This window comes from Streptomyces colwelliae (assembly GCF_048158785.1).
Classification (GTDB): domain Bacteria; phylum Actinomycetota; class Actinomycetes; order Streptomycetales; family Streptomycetaceae; genus Streptomyces.
Map to the genome: position 1 here is coordinate 1 of NZ_JBLTJC010000263.1, position 14,652 is coordinate 14,652.

Consider the following 14,652-nt stretch of genomic DNA (forward strand, 5'->3'; position numbering starts at 1 on the left):
CGGCGGCGTCCACCTCGGCGGCCGAGCGGGCCAGCGCGACCTGGGTCGAGGGCTTCTCGCCCACGGCCTGCCCGCGGCGGTCGACGCGGGAACCGGTTCGCGCGATCCAGGCCCGCAGCGCGCCCCGCCCTCCGGAGGGCACACCGGCCCCCGCGGAACTGGCCAGAATGGCGCGCTCCGGCCTGGCCGGAGCCGCCCGCGTCGCCCACTGGGCCGACGCCGCACTACGCCCCGGCCGTGACAGCGCGAGCCCCGACGGCAAGGGCACCCTCTCCGACTCGACCGCCGAACTCGCGGCCGAGGACCTGGGCCTGACCCCGGCTCAGGTCCGCGCCGACTGGGACACCGCCCGTCTCGCCGGCCTCGTCGAGGTGCACGGCGACAGCGCCCGCCCCGGCTGGCGGCTGCGCGCCTGGGACCGCGACGACAGCGCCGTACTGCGCGGCTGGGTCGCTCTCTTCGACGCCTGGTCGCTCGCCCACCCGGAACCCCGGGAGCACGAGCCCTCAGCCGTCGCCGAGGTCGTCTCGGCCATGCCTCAGGTGCTCTCCTTCCTCCAGCTGTCCGCCGGCCCCGTCCCCGTCGAACAGCTCCTCGACCTCCTCGGCCAACGGGTCACCGAACTGCGCACCGAACGCTGCGAGATCCCGTACGGCCCCCAGCCCGAACCCGTCCAGCAGTCCCCGGCCGCCGACACCTCCATCGACACTCCTCTCGACCCGCTCCTCGACTGGGCCCTGCACGCCCTCGCCTCCGTCGGCGCCCTCACCTACGGCGACGCCCAGGCCACCCTCACCCCGCTCGGCAGCTGGGCGGTCTGGGTCAAGCTGGAGCAGATCTGCGTGGCCGCGCAGAGTCCCGCCGGGAACATCGAGCAGTCCGCCGAGGACATGCTCCGCGGCTGCTCCCAGCTCCGCCCGAACGCCGCCCGCGCCGAGTACCGCGCCTGGCTCGCCGCCCGCACCGTGGGCACCGCGGTCGGCCAGCTGATCGACGCCGCCCGCGGCGAGGACGCCCTGCTGCGCGGTCTCGCCTTCGAGGCGCTGCGCGTCGTCGGCGCCCCGGCCGAGCCCGACGTCCGCGCCGTGGCCGACGAGGCGACGCTGCGGCCGTACGCCCTGCTGTGGCTCGCCGAGCACGACGGGATCGACCCGGAGGACGCCCACGAGGTCCTCACCCGCGAAGAGGCCACCTGGTTGTGGGTCGACAGCGCCGCCGCCGTCGCCGACCACGGGGAGGCCCCGCTGCTGGTGCGCCACCTGGAGTCCGCGATCCAGCCGACCGTCCCGATGCTCCTCGACGAGGTGCGTGCCGTAGGCCATCCCCGCACCGTGCAGGTCCTCGTCGCGCTCGCCGCCGCCCACCCCGACCCGGCCCTTGCCAAGGCCGTACGCCGGGCGGCCTTCCAGGTGCACACGGGGGGAAGCTAGGCGCGAAGCCAGGCGCGGTCAGATCCCTATTTCCGGAGCGTATGTACCGAAGCTCCAGATGTTGCCCTCGGCGTCCCGGGCCATGTAGTCCCGCGATCCGTAGTCCTGGTCCGTCGGGGGCATCAGGATCTCCGCGCCGTGCTCCACGGCCCGCCGGTGATGGGCGTCGACGTCGTCCACGACGATGTACACCCCGGCGGGACCCGCGCTCTTCATCGCCTCGTCGAAACGGCCGCCGCGGCCCTTGGAGCCGAGCATCACCGCGCCGTTGCCCTGCACCAGCTCGGCGTGCATCACCGAGCCGTCCTCGCCCTCGTACACCGCCAGCTCGGTGAAGCCGAAGGCCTCCGTGAGCTGCCGGATCGCCGCCTTCGCGTCCGCGTACAGCAGGGACGGGTAGATGCTCGGACGCCCGCTGTCCTTGCCTGCCATGCCGATCACTTCCTTGTGCATCGGGTGTTTTTCGATGTTCTGAGTGCTTTCGACGAGTCTTGCACCCGCCACTGACAACGCCCCGCGAGCTGGGCACAGGGACCGGCGGACCACCGCCGCGCCGTCAGCGGAAGGTGTTGCACTGCGCCATGTCCCCGGTCCGGTACCCCTGGTAGAACCACTGCTGCCGCTGCGCCGCCGACCCGTGCGTCCAGCTCTCCGGCGTCACCCGGCCCTGGAACCGCTCCTGGATCCGGTCGTCGCCCACGGCCGCCGCCGCGTCCAGGCCGTCCTTGATGTCGGCGTCCGTGAGGCTGGTGATCAACGGCCGCCCGGTCGACTCGTCGTTCGTGGTGGTCGCGTGGTGCGCCCAGACCCCGGCGTAGCAGTCCGCCTGTAGTTCCACCTTCACCGCGTTGCTGTTCGCACCGGTCCGCCCGTCCTGCGACCTGCCGAGCGTGCCCATCAGGTCCTGCACGTGGTGCCCGTACTCGTGCGCCACTACATAGGCCTGCGCGAACGGCCCGCCGCTGGAGCCGAACTTCGTCCGCAGTTCGTCGAAGAACCCCAGGTCCAGATAGACCTTCCGGTCGCCGGGGCAGTAGAACGGCCCCACCGCGGAGGTCGCCGTCCCGCACGCGGTGGCGACCTGCCCGCTGAAGAAGACCGTCGGCGACCGCGTGTACGTACCGCTGCGCCGCCGGAACTCCTGCGTCCAGAAGTCCTGCACGCTGTTGACCACCGCCACGATCCGGCAGTCCTCCTTGGTGTTCGCGTCCTGCCCGGTACGGCAGGTCGACTGCACCTGGGCCAGCGAGGACGCGGTGGCCGCCGGGGAGTCGCTGCCCGACGACAACCCCAGGTTGTCCGGACCGACGCCGAAGAAGAGCCCGAGCAGCAGCGCGACCAGCCCCGCGAGGCCACCGCCCACGGTCGCCCGGCCACCGGGAATCCGGCTGCCGCGCACGTCCTGCACCTCGGAGGTGTCCAGATTCGCGTCGTCGTCGAACTGCATGGCGTCATCCTCGCCCGCCGCTCCCGGCAGGGCGCCGGACGACGGGCCGAACGGGGGACGCCCCGGCCCCGCCCACCGAGCCCGCATGCACGCGCGTGCCGTTCCTGTGCGCGGTGGGTCGTTACGTCAGCCCGCACGCACGCGTGCCGTACGTCACGGTCCGGCGCCGCTCGTCTCCCGGCACAGGACCGCCCCGCCCAGCTCACCGCCGTGGACGACCGGTACTGGATCACCCCGGGCCGCCCACCCCGCGGCGACGACCCACCGCGCACAGGAAAAGCGCTTGCACGGCCCCGTTAGACTTGGCCCATGGCCATTCTCCTCGCGCATTAGACGGCGGGAACGTCCTCAGCCGCCCCTTCCGCCTACGACCCCGCTCTGGAGTCTGACCGTGATCTCCGCCTCCGGTATCGAGCTGCGCGCCGGTGCCCGCGTCCTCATCGAGTCCGCCACCTTCCGTGTCGCCAAGGGCGACCGCATCGGTCTCGTCGGGCGCAACGGCGCCGGCAAGACCACCCTGACCAAGGTTCTGGCCGGCGAGGGCCAGCCCGCCGGCGGCACCGTCACCCGCTCCGGCGAGGTCGGCTACCTCCCGCAGGACCCCCGCACCGGCGACCTGGACGTGCTCGCCAGCGACCGCATCCTCTCCGCGCGCGGCCTGGACACCCTGATCCGCAAGATGCGCGAGAACGAACAGCGCATCGCCAACGGCAGCGGCGCCACCCGCGAGAAGGCCATGCGGCAGTACGAGCGCCAGGAGACGGAGTTCCTCACCAAGGGCGGGTACTCCGCCGAGGCCGAGGCCGCCACCATCGCCGCCGCGCTGAACCTGCCCGACCGCGTGCTCGGCCAGCCGCTCCACACCCTCTCCGGCGGTCAGCGCCGCCGTATCGAGCTGGCCCGGATCCTGTTCTCCGACGCGGACACGCTCCTGCTCGACGAGCCCACGAACCACCTCGACGCCGACTCGATCGTCTGGCTGCGCGACTACCTGAAGACGTACCGCGGCGGCTTCATCGTGATCTCCCACGACGCCGACCTCGTCGAGACGGTCGTGAACAAGGTGTTCTATCTGGACGCCAACCGCGCCCAGATCGACGTCTACAACATGGGCTGGAAGCTCTACCACCAGCAGCGCGAGGCCGACGAGAAGCGCCGCAAGCGCGAGCGGCAGAACGCCGAGAAGAAGGCCGCCGCGCTGCACTCGCAGGCCGACAAGATGCGCGCCAAGGCCACCAAGACGGTCGCCGCGCAGAACATGGCCAAGCGGGCCGACCGGCTGCTCGCCGGGCTCGACGCGGTGCGCGTCTCCGACAAGGTCGCCAAGCTGCGCTTCCCGGAGCCCTCGCCCTGCGGCAAGACCCCGCTCATGGCGGAGGGCCTGTCGAAGTCGTACGGCTCCCTGGAGATCTTCACCGACGTCGACCTGGCCATCGACAAGGGCTCGCGCGTCGTCATCCTCGGCCTGAACGGCGCCGGCAAGACGACCCTCCTGAAGCTCCTCGGCGGTGTCGAGGAGCCGGACACCGGCGAGGTCATCAAGGGGCACGGCCTCAAGCTCGGCTACTACGCGCAGGAGCACGAGACCCTCGACCCGGAGCGCACGGTCCTGGAGAACATGCGCTCCGCCGCCCCCGACCTGGACCTGGTCGAGGTCCGCAAGACGCTCGGCTCGTTCCTGTTCTCCGGCGACGACGTAGACAAGCCCGCCGGGGTCCTCTCCGGCGGCGAGAAGACCCGCCTCGCGCTCGCCACCCTGGTCGTGTCCTCGGCGAACGTCCTGCTCCTGGACGAGCCGACGAACAACCTCGACCTGGCCAGCCGCGGTGAGATTCTCGGCGCGCTGCGCACCTACAAGGGCGCCGTCGTCCTCGTCACCCACGACGAGGGTGCCGTGGAGGCGCTCCAGCCGGAGCGCATCATCCTGCTGCCGGACGGCGTCGAGGACCTGTGGGGCGCGGATTACGCGGATCTCGTCGCGCTCGCCTGACGGTCGGTGTCGCTCGACCGAATGCTTGATCCACGGCGTATGGATCATTCGGCCTACCGGTGATCCACCATCTGTGTGAGATCTCCTCGTACCGAGGTGTGTCGTACATCGATTTCCCGGCCGAGTCCTTTATCGACAAGGGCTCGGCCGTCCCGTGTCTCTGACCAGGTACTTCGCGGAACAACTCGTTCGGCCGTACGGACGCGACGCTAAGGAATTCCACATTCCACTTGTGGGGACGCACTCCTGTCGTCAAAACCTTGTCTTACGGACCTTGCCGAATGGGTGGCCATGAACGCTTGGAGGGGTGATCATGAGGAGACCAAGAGCGCACTTCCCATGAGGAGGCACGGGTGGCCGAGACTCTGAAGAAGGGCAGCCGGGTAACCGGCGCCGCGCGCGACAAGCTCGCGGCAGACCTGAAGAAGAAGTACGACTCCGGTGCGAGCATCCGAGCGCTGGCCGAGGAAACCGGCCGCTCGTATGGCTTCGTCCACCGGATGCTCAGTGAGTCGGGCGTCACGCTTCGTGGGCGTGGCGGGGCGACCAGGGGCAAGAAGGCTTCGGCCTGACCCCGGGTGGCTCATCGGCTTCGATGGTGGCCACCCGGTCGGACGACTGACCGACCGGGTGGTTACTGTGCAGTCACTTAGCTCTGCTCTGCTGACCGCACACATCGGAGGCGCCCCATGGCTTCGCCCGAACAGGACGACAAGGACCTCGGTCCCGTACTCGACAAGGACGGCGTACGGCTCACCGTCGACGACGCGATCGCCACGGTGACGCTGACCAACCCGGCCAAGCGCAACGCTCAAAGTCCTGCTCTCTGGCGGGCGTTGGCGGAGGCCGGGCGGTTGTTGCCGGGCACCGTCCGTGTCGTGGTGCTGCGGGCCGAGGGCAAGTCCTTCTCGGCCGGACTCGACCGGCAGGCGTTCACGCCCGAGGGCTTCGACGGCGAACCGTCGTTCATCGACCTCGCGCACAACACTGACGCCGTGCTGGACGGGACCATCGCCGAGTACCAGGCGGGCTTCACCTGGTGGCGACGCAGCGACATCGTGTCCATCGCCGCCGTCCAGGGACATGCCATCGGGGCCGGATTCCAACTCGCCCTCGCCTGTGACCTGCGCGTCGTCGCCGACGATGTGCAGTTCGCCATGCGCGAGACCAGCCTCGGACTGGTGCCCGACCTGACCGGCACGCACCCCCTGGTGGGTCTCGTCGGCTACGCCCGCGCGCTGGAGATCTGCGCGACCGGGCGCTCCGTCCTGGCCGAGGAAGCCGTCAGCACCGGCCTCGCGAACATCGCCGTGCCCGCCGACCAGATCGAGGACGCCGTACGCGACCTTGTCGGCGCCCTCCTGGCCGCACCGCGCGACGCCGTCATCGAGACCAAGGCGCTGCTCCAGGGCGTCCAGGGCCGTACGTACGACGACCAGCGCGCCGCCGAGCGCGCCGCTCAGGCACGACGCCTGCGGGACCTGGCCGGCGTCGGCGAATAGGCCGCCGGCCCCCCTTGCCGTCAGTCCACCTCGGTGACCAGTACGGCCACCGTCGGGTGATCCGGCAGCGCCTCGCCGACCCTTGCGCGGACCTCCCGGGCCACATCCAGGGCCCGGTGGTCCGCGCGCACCGCGAGTTCCACGCGCGCGTGGGGGCGTGACAGCGCCCCCGCACTCGCGACGTCCTCGATGTGCACCGCCCGGCCAAGGCCGCCCAGCGCACCGGTCAGCCGGGCCACGCCCGGGACGGCGAGCGCGGTCGCGGCGACCCGGGACTCGCCGTCGCCGTCGCCGTCAACATCGTCCACACCGTCAATGTCATCAACGTCATCAACATGGTCAATGTCGGCAGTGGACGCGTGATCCACGTCGTCCACACGGTCGACATCGTCAATGACGTCAAGGTCGTCCATATGGTCCAGCAGGACCGTCACCTGTAGATCAACCTCGTCCACCACCAGACCGAGCCGCTCCGCTGCGGCCGTCGCCAGAGCCGTACGCAGCCGGGACGCCGTGGCCGGCAGGGGCTCGGTCGCCACGGCCGCGAAGTCGGCCGTGATCCGCAGCGGCCCGGGCGGCAGCGCACCCGGCGGAGGCGGTACGGCGGGCTCCTGCGCGTCCTCCGGATCGGCGAGCGCGATCCGGAGCACGCCCAGCCGCACGCCCCGTACGTGCTGTGCCGCGCCCCGGAGCACGGCCTCCGCCGCCCGCTCGGCGATCCACGCGCCGTCCCGCCGGTCACCCAGGGGCAGTAGCCTGCCGAGCCGCAGTTGATGCCGTACCGCTCGCGTCCACGCGTCCGCCGTCATTCCTCCAGCCTGCCGCATGTCCAGCGCGAGACCGAGCAACCGCACTTACCGTGGTCGAAGGACGACGACCGAAAGGGACGTACGGCGATGACCGACATGACGGAGCGGAACCGGACCCAGGGCCCCGACGGTGAGCGGGAGCCCGTGCAGACCCGTAAACCCCCCACCAAACGCGGCGGCGGCGATCCCGCGTCCCGGGGGCGGACCACCATCGCCGACGGCGTCGTGGAGAAGATCGCCGGGCTGGCCGCCCGGGACGTCCTGGGCGTGCATGCCATGGGCAGCGGGCTGTCCCGCACCTTCGGGGCCGTGCGCGACCGGGTGCCCGGCGGTACGAAATCCGTGTCCCGGGGTGTGAAGGCCGAGGTCGGCGAGGTGCAGACCGCGCTCGACCTGGAGATCGTCGTCGACTACGGGGTGTCGATCGCGGACGTGGCCCGGGCCGTACGGGAGAACGTCATCGCCGCCGTGGAACGGATGACCGGCCTCGAGGTCGTCGAGGTCAACATCGCGGTCAGCGACGTGAAGCTGCCGGACGAAGAGGACGAGGAACCGGAGCCCCGACTCCAGTGACCGAGCCGGCGAACGAACCCGGGAACGGGCCGACGAACGAGTTGAGGAGCGCAGGATGAGCAGGGCCGTGGTCGGCATGATCGCCGGAATGGCACTGGGCTTCGCCGGATACTTCGGCGGGTTCGGGGCCTTCCTGCTGGTGGCGGCCCTGGGCGCCATCGGGTTCGTCGTCGGCCGGTTCCTGGAGGGGGACCTGGAACTCGGCGACTTCTTCCGCTCGCGTGACGACCGGCGGCGATGACGCCCGTGAGCGGCGGTGACGGCGCGGTCGACGAGCGCGGCAGACCCTCGGCGGCCGTCGCGTCCGGCGAGCGGGGCGCCACCCGGATCGCCGACCGGGTCGTGGCGAAGATCGCCGCGCAGGCCGCGCGTGAGGCGCTCGGACCACTGCCCCAGGAGGCCGCGTCGCCGCATGCGACCGTCGTCGTACACCACGAATCGGTACGCGTGCGCGTGCACCTCGAACTCGACTATCCGTGCGACATCGGCGACCGCTGTTCTCGGGTGCGTCGACAGGTGGTTCAGCGGGTACGCGCGTTGGTGGGCATGGAGGTGCCCGAGGTCGCCGTCCACGTGGAACGGCTGCATCCGGCACCGTCGCACCGTGCGGCACAGGGGAGGACGCGATGAGCGAGCCCCAGGGCTCCGAAGGCACGACCCAACGACTACCGGTCATCGAGAAGGAGACCGACCCCGGACCCGGCGGGTACACCGCCGCCCCGGACCACGACGCCGTTCCCGTCGTCCACGACGGGGACGGCAAGGGCGGCCGCTTCTGGTCGGCGCGCCGCGTCCCCGCGGCCATCGTCGCCGTCCTGCTGCTCGTCGGCGCCGGCGCCCTGCTCTACGACGTCACCGCCGTACGCGCGGAGCGGCCCGCCGGGCACTGGCGCCGCGAACTGGCCCGGCAACTCGCCGAACGGCCCCTCGACGACACCTGGGTGCTCGTCGGCGCCGGCATCGCCGCCGCCCTCGGCCTCTGGCTGATCGTGCTCGCCCTCACGCCCGGCCTGCGCCAGGTGCTGCCGATGCGCCGCACCCACGCCGACGTCCGGGCCGGTCTGCAACGCGCCGCCGCCGCGATGGTGCTGCGCGACCGGGCCATGGAGGTCTCGGGCGTGCAGTCGGTACGCGTGCGCACGAGCCGGACGAAGGCCGACGTCCGCGCGGTGTCCCATTTCCGTGAACTCGACGACGTACGGGCCGACTTGGACGCCGTGCTCGGCGACGCGATCACCGGGCTCGGACTGGCCCGGCCGCCCGCCCTGTCGGTGCACGTCGGCCGTTCCGGACGGAAGGGATGAGGTCGGTGCTCAGGATCGTCAACCGCGCGGTGATCGGTGTCGTGGGCCTCGTACTGGTCGTGCTGGGCGGCTCCGTACTGGCCGTCGGCCTCGGCGCGAAGCCACCCTCCTGGTGGATCTACGACGGGCGCCACGACGTCCTGCTCAGCGACGCCCGGCGGACCCGCTGGCGGGGCGACGGCTGGTGGTGGCCGACGGTCCTCGCTGTGCTCGCCGTCCTCGTCCTGCTCGCCCTGTGGTGGCTTGTCGCGGTGCTACGGCGTCGTCGGCTCACCGAGGTCGCCGTCAGCACCGGTGACGGCGAGGGCGCGCTGCTGCGGGGCCGGGCCCTGGAGGGCGTCCTCGCCACCGACGCGGGCGCCCTGGACGGCGTGGCCCACGCGCACGTGCGGCTCGCCGGCACCCGCACGGCCCCCGAGGCCCGCGTCCAGCTCAGCCTGGAACCGCACGTGGACCCCGGAGTCGCCCTCGACCACCTGACGGCCAACGCCCTTTCCCACGCCCGCGATTCGGCGGGCCTGGAGACGCTGCCGACAGAGGTCCGCCTGACGGGCGTCAAGCATCGCGCGGAGCGGGTGAGTTGACGGGTTGACTTGACGGTTCGTCAGAATCCGTGCCGCATCCCGCCGTCGACAGGCACCATGATCCCCGTCAGGTAGGACGCGGCCGGCGACAGCAAGAACGCCGCCACCCGCCCGAACTCGTCGGAAGTCCCGTACCGCCGCAGCGGAATCCGCGACTCGTTGGCCGCACGCGTGGCCTCCGGGTCCGCGGACAGCCCGTCCAGCTCGCGCACGCGATCCGTGTCGATGCGGGCCGGCAACAGCCCCACGACACGGATGCCGCGCGGCCCCAGCTCGTCCGCGAGGGACTTGGCGAAACCGGCGAGGCCGGGCCGCAGCGCGTTCGAGATCGTCAGCCCGGGGATCGGCTCGTGCACCGACCCCGACAGCACGAACCCGATGACACCGCCCGGCTCCAGCTCCCCGGCCGCCGCGCGCGCGAGCCGCACCGCGCCCAGGAACACCGACTCGAACGACGCCTGCCACTGCTCGTCGGTGCTGTCGGCGACGAACCCGGGCGGCGGCCCGCCGACGCTCACGAGGATGCCGTCGAAGCGCCCGAAGCGGTCACGCGCGGCGGCGATCAGCCGGGCCGGCGCCTCCGCGTCGGAGTTGTCGACGGCCACGCCGACCGCGTTCGGCCCCAGCTCGGCCGCCGCGTCGGCGGCGCGCTTCTCGTCGCGCCCAGTGACGACCACCTTCGCGCCGTCGGCCACCAGCTCGCGCGCGGAGGCGTTGCCCAGCCCGCGGGTGGCCCCGGTGACGACGTACACCCGGTCCTTCAGTCCAAGATCCATGGCCCCTATCCTGCCTCCTCGTCGCCGAACAGGGCGAGGGCGCTGTTCACCAGGCCGATGTGGCTGAACGCCTGCGGGAAGTTGCCCAGCTGACGGCCGGCCACCGGGTCGTACTCCTCCGCGAGCAGCCCCACGTCGTTCGCGAGCCCGACCAGCCGCTCGAACAGCACGCGCGCGTCCTTCTTGCGGCCCGTCAGGTGCAGCGCGTCCACGAGCCAGAAGGAGCACGCCAGGAAGGCGCCCTCGTCGCCGGGCAGCCCGTCCACGGGGGTGTCGGCGGCGGTGTCGTAGCGGCGTACGAAGCCGTCATGACCGAGTGCCTCGCGGACCGCGTCGACCGTGCCGACGACCCGCGGATCGTCGGGTGGCAGGAAGCCGAAGCGGGGGATGAGTAGCAGGGCGGCGTCGAGTTCCTGCGAGCCGTAGTACTGCGTGAACGTGTTGCGCACCGGGTCATAGCCCTTCTCGCACACGTCCCGGTGCACCGCGTCCCGCAGCTCGCGCCAGCCCTCCAGGTCGCCGGGGAGGTCGGCGTACTCCTCCAGGGTGCGGACGGCCCGGTCGGCGGCCACCCACACCATGACCTTGGAGTGCACGAAGTGCCGGCGCCCGCCGCGCACCTCCCACAGGCCCTCGTCCGGCTGTCGCCACTGCGCGCGCAGCCACTCCAGGAGGACGGCCTGGAGCGACCACATGTGCGGCTTGGGCGACAGGCCCGCGCGGCGCGCCAGCCACAGGGAGTCCAGGACCTCGCCGTACACGTCGAGTTGGAGCTGGTTGACGGCGCCGTTGCCGATCCGCACGGGAGCCGAACCGGCGAAGCCGGAGAGGTGCGGCAGTTCAAACTCGGGGAGGCGCCGCTCGCCCGCCACGCCGTACATGATCTGCAGGTCCGCCGGATCGCCCGCGACCGCGCGCAGCAGCCAGTCGCGCCAGGCCTCGGCCTCCTTGTGGTAGCCCGCGGCGACCAAGGCGCCCAGGGTGAGGCTGGAGTCGCGCAGCCAGCAGTAGCGGTAGTCCCAGTTGCGGACGCCGCCCATCTCCTCGGGCAGCGAGGTGGTCGCCGCGGCGACGATGCCGCCGGTCGGGCGGTAGGTGAGCGCCTTGAGGGTGATCAGGGAGCGTACGACCGCGTCCCGGTGGGGGCCGTCGTAGCGGCAGCGGGCCGCCCAGCGCCTCCAGTCCTTGACGCTGGTGCGCAGCGACGCGTACGGGTCGACGAGCGCCGGACGGGGCTCGTGCGAGGGGTGCCAGGTGAGGACGAAGGCGACCTTCTCGCCGGCCTCGACGGTGAACTCCGAGAGGGTGCTGAAGTCCTCGCCCCAGGTGCGCACTTCGGGTTCGCTGCGCAGCCACACCGAGTCGGGACCGGCGACGGCCACCCGGTGCCCGTCGGACCTGCGCACCCACGGCACGACCGCCCCGTAGTCGAAACGGAGGCGGAGCCTGCTGTGCACGGTGACCTTGCCGCTGACGCCTTCCACGATGCGTACGACGTCGGGGGCGCGGTGGCGCTGGGGCATCAGGTCGGTGACGCGGATCGTGCCCTCGTCGGTCTCCCACTCCGTGTCCAGGACCAGGGTGTCGGAGCGGTAGGCGCGGCGGGTGCAGCGGTCCGCGCCCTTGGGGGCGATGCGCCAGTGGCCGTTGTCCTCGTCGCCGAGCAGTCTGGCGAAGCAGGCGGCCGAGTCGAAGCGTGGCAGGCACAGCCAGTCGACCGAGCCGTCCATGCCGACCAGGGCCGCGGTCTGTTCGTCGCCGATGAGGGCGTAGTCCTCGATACGTGGGTGCACGGGGTGCGGGTTCCCTGCCTGTCGGTGAGGCAATCAAGGTTCGGGGCCGGGCGGGTGAAGAGCGGGACGGCTCACACGGTCGCGGGCTCGGCCTCCGCCGTCTCCTCCGCCTTCGCCGCCGCCTCCCGGCGGTCGCGGGCCTCGCGGCGGGCGAGGACCACGTAGCCGACGGGGACGGCGGCCGCGAACAGCCACCACTGGATCATGTACGCGTAGTTCAGCGGGGCGTCTTCCTTGCCCGGGTCGGAGATCTGCTCCGGCGTGTCGCCCTTCGCCTCCGGCGCGGTCTGCTCCACGTAGCCGCCGAGCACCGTGGCGTGCAGGCGCCGCGCCTGCTCCTCACTGTTGATCAACATGATCTGCCGGTCGGGCAGGCCCTTGATGTCCTTGATGCCGCTGGCCGCGGTCGTCTCGTCGGCCATCAGGCGCCCGGTGATGGTGGTCTTTCCGGCCGGCGGTGCGGGGATCCTCGGGAACGCGGTCTGCGCGCCGGTCGCCGGGATCCAGCCGCGGTTGACCAGCACCACCTTGCCGTCCGTCAACACGAACGGGGTGAGGACGTGGAAGCCGACCTCGTCGTCGTCATTGGTACGGCGCCGGACGACGACTTCTTTAGAAGTCTCGAAGGTGCCGGTCGCGGTGACGGTGCGGTACTTCTCCGTACGGGTCACCGCGTGCCCGGGGGTGCTGATCGTCTCCACGGGGACCGGCTTCGCGTGCAGCGCGTCCGTGACCAACTGGTTCCGGGCGCTGCGCATCTCGTAGCGGTGCATCTGCCAGATGCCCAGCCTGATCATCGTGGGGATCAGGAGAAGGGTGATCAACGCGAGGATCACCCACTGCCGGGACATCAGGAAGCGGTACACCCCACGACCGTACAACTCGGTCGTGGGGCGCATTCAGGGGGGTACCGGAAGGGATACGGGCTGCGGCTTCCGGAAGGCCGGTGGCTCACACCTTGTCGATGATCCCCACCTTCCCCTCCGCCTTCGCGCAGTGGCCGCCGCAGAACCAGTGCCCCTCGACCTCCACGCCCTGCCCGATGATCTGCACCCGGCAGTGCTCGCAGATCGGGGCCATGCGATGGATCGCGCAGGAGAAGCAGTCGAAGACGTGCACCGCGCCCTGCGCGTGCACCTCGAAGCTCATGCCGTAGTCATTGCCGCACACTTCACATCTCGCCATGCGCCACAGGGTGGGCCGTCCGCCCGGCACGGGCGAGCGGGCGCGGGGCGAGTCGTACGACAATCACCCGTCCGTACGGTCACCAGGGCGCCGTCAGTCCGCCGCCTCGACGTCCCGCAGCAGCTGCCCGAACGCCGCCTCGTCCACCACCGGGGTGCCGAACTGTCGCGCCTTGACCACCTTCGAGGTGCCCGAGTCCGGGTCGTTCGTGACGAGCAGGCTGGTCAGCCGGGACAGGCTCGTCGCGACATGCAGCCCGGCCTCCACGGCCCGGTCCTCCAGCAGCTCGCGCTCGATGGAGGTGTCCCCGGAGAACGCGATCCGCATGCCCTGCTTGAGCGGCCTGCCGTCCTCGAAGCGCCCCGGGTTGGGGTACGGGCACGCGGGCCGCTTGCGCGCGGGACGCCAACTGCCCGCCCCGAAGCCGCTGTAGCCGCCCGCCTGCTGGCCGATCCGGGGCGCGGGCCGGTCGGCGGTCCACTCCGTCAGCGGCCGGCACTCGTGCAGCGGCAGCCGTACGCCGCCCAGGGCCGCCGCGCGCAGGCTCGGCCGGAACGCCTCGGCGAGCACGCGCGCGTCGTCCAGCGCGTGGTGCGCGCGCTGCTGGACGACACCGAAGTGCGCCGCCAGGGACTCCAGTTTGTGGTTGGGCAGCGGCAGGCTCAGCTCCTTCGACAGGGCGATGGTGCACAGCCGCTGCCGGACCGGGGGCTCGATCTGCACGCGCGCGTACTCCCGCGCGATCATCTGCCAGTCGAAGACCGCGTTGTGCGCGACCAGCACCCGGCCCTCCAGGCGGGTCGCGAACTCCTCGGCGATGTCCTTGAAGAGGGGCGCCCCCTCTAGGACGTCACTCGTCAGACCGTGGATCCACACGGGGCCGGGATCGCGCTCCGGGTTGACCATCGTGTACCAGTGGTCCTCGACCTCGCCGAGCGCGTCCAGACGGTAGACGGCCGCGGAGATTATCCGGTCGTCCCGGGCCAGGCCGGTGGTCTCCACGTCAACTACCGCATACCCCTGGGGATACGCGGCCGGCCACGGAGTGGCTGCGGACACTGCGGACGAGTGGTCTTCGAGCATGGTCACTGAGGATACGGGCCGCCACTGACAGCTCCGTCCCTCAGGTCGCCCGCCCGCCCGCTCGAAGGGTTGTAAGGCAGCGGGCGACCGAACCCTAAACCTTCGCACAGTATCTACGACAGGCCGGGGTACCGCGCCGTCCGAGACATCACAGTCTCGTGAGGATTGTGCGTGGC

General features: G+C 71.5%; 17 protein-coding genes. 9 read left to right on the forward strand and 8 right to left on the reverse strand.

The features are described 5' to 3' along the window. Positions 1-104 precede the first annotated feature (104 nt). Complete coding sequence (locus ACNFOC_RS37740) at positions 105-1,430, forward strand: hypothetical protein (RefSeq protein WP_416963550.1); 1,326 nt, start codon at positions 105-107, stop codon at positions 1,428-1,430. A gap of 18 nt (positions 1,431-1,448) precedes the next feature. On the opposite strand, the gene ACNFOC_RS37745 is transcribed toward ACNFOC_RS37740, so the two are convergent. Together ACNFOC_RS37745 and ypfJ are read right to left on the reverse strand one after the other, a co-directional pair. Further along, positions 1,449-1,862 (reverse strand): VOC family protein, encoded by a 414-nt coding sequence (locus ACNFOC_RS37745; RefSeq protein WP_416963537.1) that lies wholly within the window; start codon positions 1,860-1,862, stop codon positions 1,449-1,451. A 124-nt stretch (positions 1,863-1,986) separates the two neighbouring features. Next, complete coding sequence (gene ypfJ, locus ACNFOC_RS37750; RefSeq protein WP_416963538.1) at positions 1,987-2,877, reverse strand: KPN_02809 family neutral zinc metallopeptidase; 891 nt, start codon at positions 2,875-2,877, stop codon at positions 1,987-1,989. 391 nt (positions 2,878-3,268) lie between these two features. Here ypfJ and ACNFOC_RS37755 point away from each other — a divergent pair, with 391 nt between their 5' ends. The 3 genes from ACNFOC_RS37755 (at position 3,269) to ACNFOC_RS37765 (ending at position 6,369) form a co-directional block, all read left to right on the forward strand. Further along, positions 3,269-4,867, forward strand: a complete 1,599-nt coding sequence (locus tag ACNFOC_RS37755; protein WP_416963539.1) for an ABC-F family ATP-binding cassette domain-containing protein — start codon at positions 3,269-3,271, stop codon at positions 4,865-4,867. 353 nt (positions 4,868-5,220) lie between these two features. Next, positions 5,221-5,439 carry a helix-turn-helix domain-containing protein gene (locus ACNFOC_RS37760; RefSeq protein ID WP_019060653.1) on the forward strand — a complete coding sequence of 73 codons (219 nt, stop codon included), beginning with the start codon at positions 5,221-5,223 and terminating at the stop codon, positions 5,437-5,439. A 117-nt stretch (positions 5,440-5,556) separates the two neighbouring features. Further along, positions 5,557-6,369: an enoyl-CoA hydratase/isomerase family protein gene (locus tag ACNFOC_RS37765; RefSeq protein WP_416963540.1), complete on the forward strand. Its 813-nt coding sequence runs from the start codon at positions 5,557-5,559 to the stop codon at positions 6,367-6,369. A 20-nt stretch (positions 6,370-6,389) separates the two neighbouring features. Here ACNFOC_RS37765 and ACNFOC_RS37770 read toward each other — a convergent pair whose 3' ends face one another. Beyond that, positions 6,390-7,178, reverse strand: coding sequence for a nucleopolyhedrovirus P10 family protein (locus tag ACNFOC_RS37770; RefSeq protein WP_416963541.1), 789 nt, complete (start codon positions 7,176-7,178; stop codon positions 6,390-6,392). 87 nt (positions 7,179-7,265) lie between these two features. On the opposite strand from ACNFOC_RS37770, the gene ACNFOC_RS37775 reads away from it, so the two are divergent. From ACNFOC_RS37775 to amaP, 5 genes are read left to right on the forward strand one after another with little or no spacing between them, the layout of a single operon-like run. Then, positions 7,266-7,751 (forward strand): Asp23/Gls24 family envelope stress response protein, encoded by a 486-nt coding sequence (locus ACNFOC_RS37775; RefSeq protein ID WP_406128257.1) that lies wholly within the window; start codon positions 7,266-7,268, stop codon positions 7,749-7,751. A gap of 55 nt (positions 7,752-7,806) precedes the next feature. Beyond that, entirely contained in the window at positions 7,807-7,992 is a 186-nt protein-coding gene (locus ACNFOC_RS37780; RefSeq protein WP_019060657.1) for a hypothetical protein, read from the forward strand. Then, complete coding sequence (locus ACNFOC_RS37785; protein WP_416963542.1) at positions 7,989-8,381, forward strand: Asp23/Gls24 family envelope stress response protein; 393 nt, start codon at positions 7,989-7,991, stop codon at positions 8,379-8,381. Before ACNFOC_RS37780 ends, ACNFOC_RS37785 begins: the two co-directional genes overlap by 4 nt. Further along, complete coding sequence (locus tag ACNFOC_RS37790) at positions 8,378-9,055, forward strand: DUF6286 domain-containing protein (protein WP_416963543.1); 678 nt, start codon at positions 8,378-8,380, stop codon at positions 9,053-9,055. Before ACNFOC_RS37785 ends, ACNFOC_RS37790 begins: the two co-directional genes overlap by 4 nt. Beyond that, positions 9,052-9,639 (forward strand): alkaline shock response membrane anchor protein AmaP, encoded by a 588-nt coding sequence (gene amaP, locus ACNFOC_RS37795; RefSeq protein ID WP_416963544.1) that lies wholly within the window; start codon positions 9,052-9,054, stop codon positions 9,637-9,639. Before ACNFOC_RS37790 ends, amaP begins: the two co-directional genes overlap by 4 nt. 20 nt (positions 9,640-9,659) lie before the next feature. Here the strand turns inward: amaP and ACNFOC_RS37800 are convergent, their stop codons facing one another. The 5 genes from ACNFOC_RS37800 to ACNFOC_RS37820 all read right to left on the reverse strand — a co-directional run bounded on the left by ACNFOC_RS37800 (position 9,660) and on the right by ACNFOC_RS37820 (position 14,476). Further along, entirely contained in the window at positions 9,660-10,415 is a 756-nt protein-coding gene (locus ACNFOC_RS37800) for an SDR family oxidoreductase (RefSeq protein WP_416963545.1), read from the reverse strand. Between the two features lie 5 nt (positions 10,416-10,420). After that, positions 10,421-12,208, reverse strand: coding sequence for a glycoside hydrolase family 15 protein (locus ACNFOC_RS37805; protein WP_416963546.1), 1,788 nt, complete (start codon positions 12,206-12,208; stop codon positions 10,421-10,423). A 71-nt stretch (positions 12,209-12,279) separates the two neighbouring features. After that, positions 12,280-13,074: an SURF1 family cytochrome oxidase biogenesis protein gene (locus ACNFOC_RS37810; RefSeq protein ID WP_416963547.1), complete on the reverse strand. Its 795-nt coding sequence runs from the start codon at positions 13,072-13,074 to the stop codon at positions 12,280-12,282. Between the two features lie 85 nt (positions 13,075-13,159). Then, positions 13,160-13,393, reverse strand: a complete 234-nt coding sequence (locus tag ACNFOC_RS37815) for a metallothionein (protein WP_416963548.1) — start codon at positions 13,391-13,393, stop codon at positions 13,160-13,162. Between the two features lie 93 nt (positions 13,394-13,486). Next, positions 13,487-14,476, reverse strand: coding sequence for a DEDDh family exonuclease (locus ACNFOC_RS37820; protein WP_416963549.1), 990 nt, complete (start codon positions 14,474-14,476; stop codon positions 13,487-13,489). Between the last annotated feature and the right edge of the window lie 176 nt (positions 14,477-14,652).

Bases quoted from the DNA above. Each gene is read 5' to 3' on its own strand.
- ACNFOC_RS37745 (WP_416963537.1), bottom strand. From the start codon at position 1,862: ATGGCAGGCAAGGACAGCGGGCGTCCGAGCATCTACCCGTCCCTGCTG.
- ypfJ (WP_416963538.1), bottom strand. From the start codon at position 2,877: ATGCAGTTCGACGACGACGCGAATCTGGACACCTCCGAGGTGCAGGAC.
- ACNFOC_RS37765 (WP_416963540.1), top strand. From the start codon at position 5,557: ATGGCTTCGCCCGAACAGGACGACAAGGACCTCGGTCCCGTACTCGAC.
- ACNFOC_RS37770 (WP_416963541.1), bottom strand. From the start codon at position 7,178: ATGACGGCGGACGCGTGGACGCGAGCGGTACGGCATCAACTGCGGCTC.
- ACNFOC_RS37775 (WP_406128257.1), top strand. From the start codon at position 7,266: ATGACCGACATGACGGAGCGGAACCGGACCCAGGGCCCCGACGGTGAG.
- ACNFOC_RS37780 (WP_019060657.1), top strand. From the start codon at position 7,807: ATGAGCAGGGCCGTGGTCGGCATGATCGCCGGAATGGCACTGGGCTTC.
- ACNFOC_RS37785 (WP_416963542.1), top strand. From the start codon at position 7,989: ATGACGCCCGTGAGCGGCGGTGACGGCGCGGTCGACGAGCGCGGCAGA.
- ACNFOC_RS37790 (WP_416963543.1), top strand. From the start codon at position 8,378: ATGAGCGAGCCCCAGGGCTCCGAAGGCACGACCCAACGACTACCGGTC.
- amaP (WP_416963544.1), top strand. From the start codon at position 9,052: ATGAGGTCGGTGCTCAGGATCGTCAACCGCGCGGTGATCGGTGTCGTG.
- ACNFOC_RS37800 (WP_416963545.1), bottom strand. From the start codon at position 10,415: ATGGATCTTGGACTGAAGGACCGGGTGTACGTCGTCACCGGGGCCACC.
- ACNFOC_RS37815 (WP_416963548.1), bottom strand. From the start codon at position 13,393: ATGGCGAGATGTGAAGTGTGCGGCAATGACTACGGCATGAGCTTCGAG.
- ACNFOC_RS37820 (WP_416963549.1), bottom strand. From the start codon at position 14,476: ATGCTCGAAGACCACTCGTCCGCAGTGTCCGCAGCCACTCCGTGGCCG.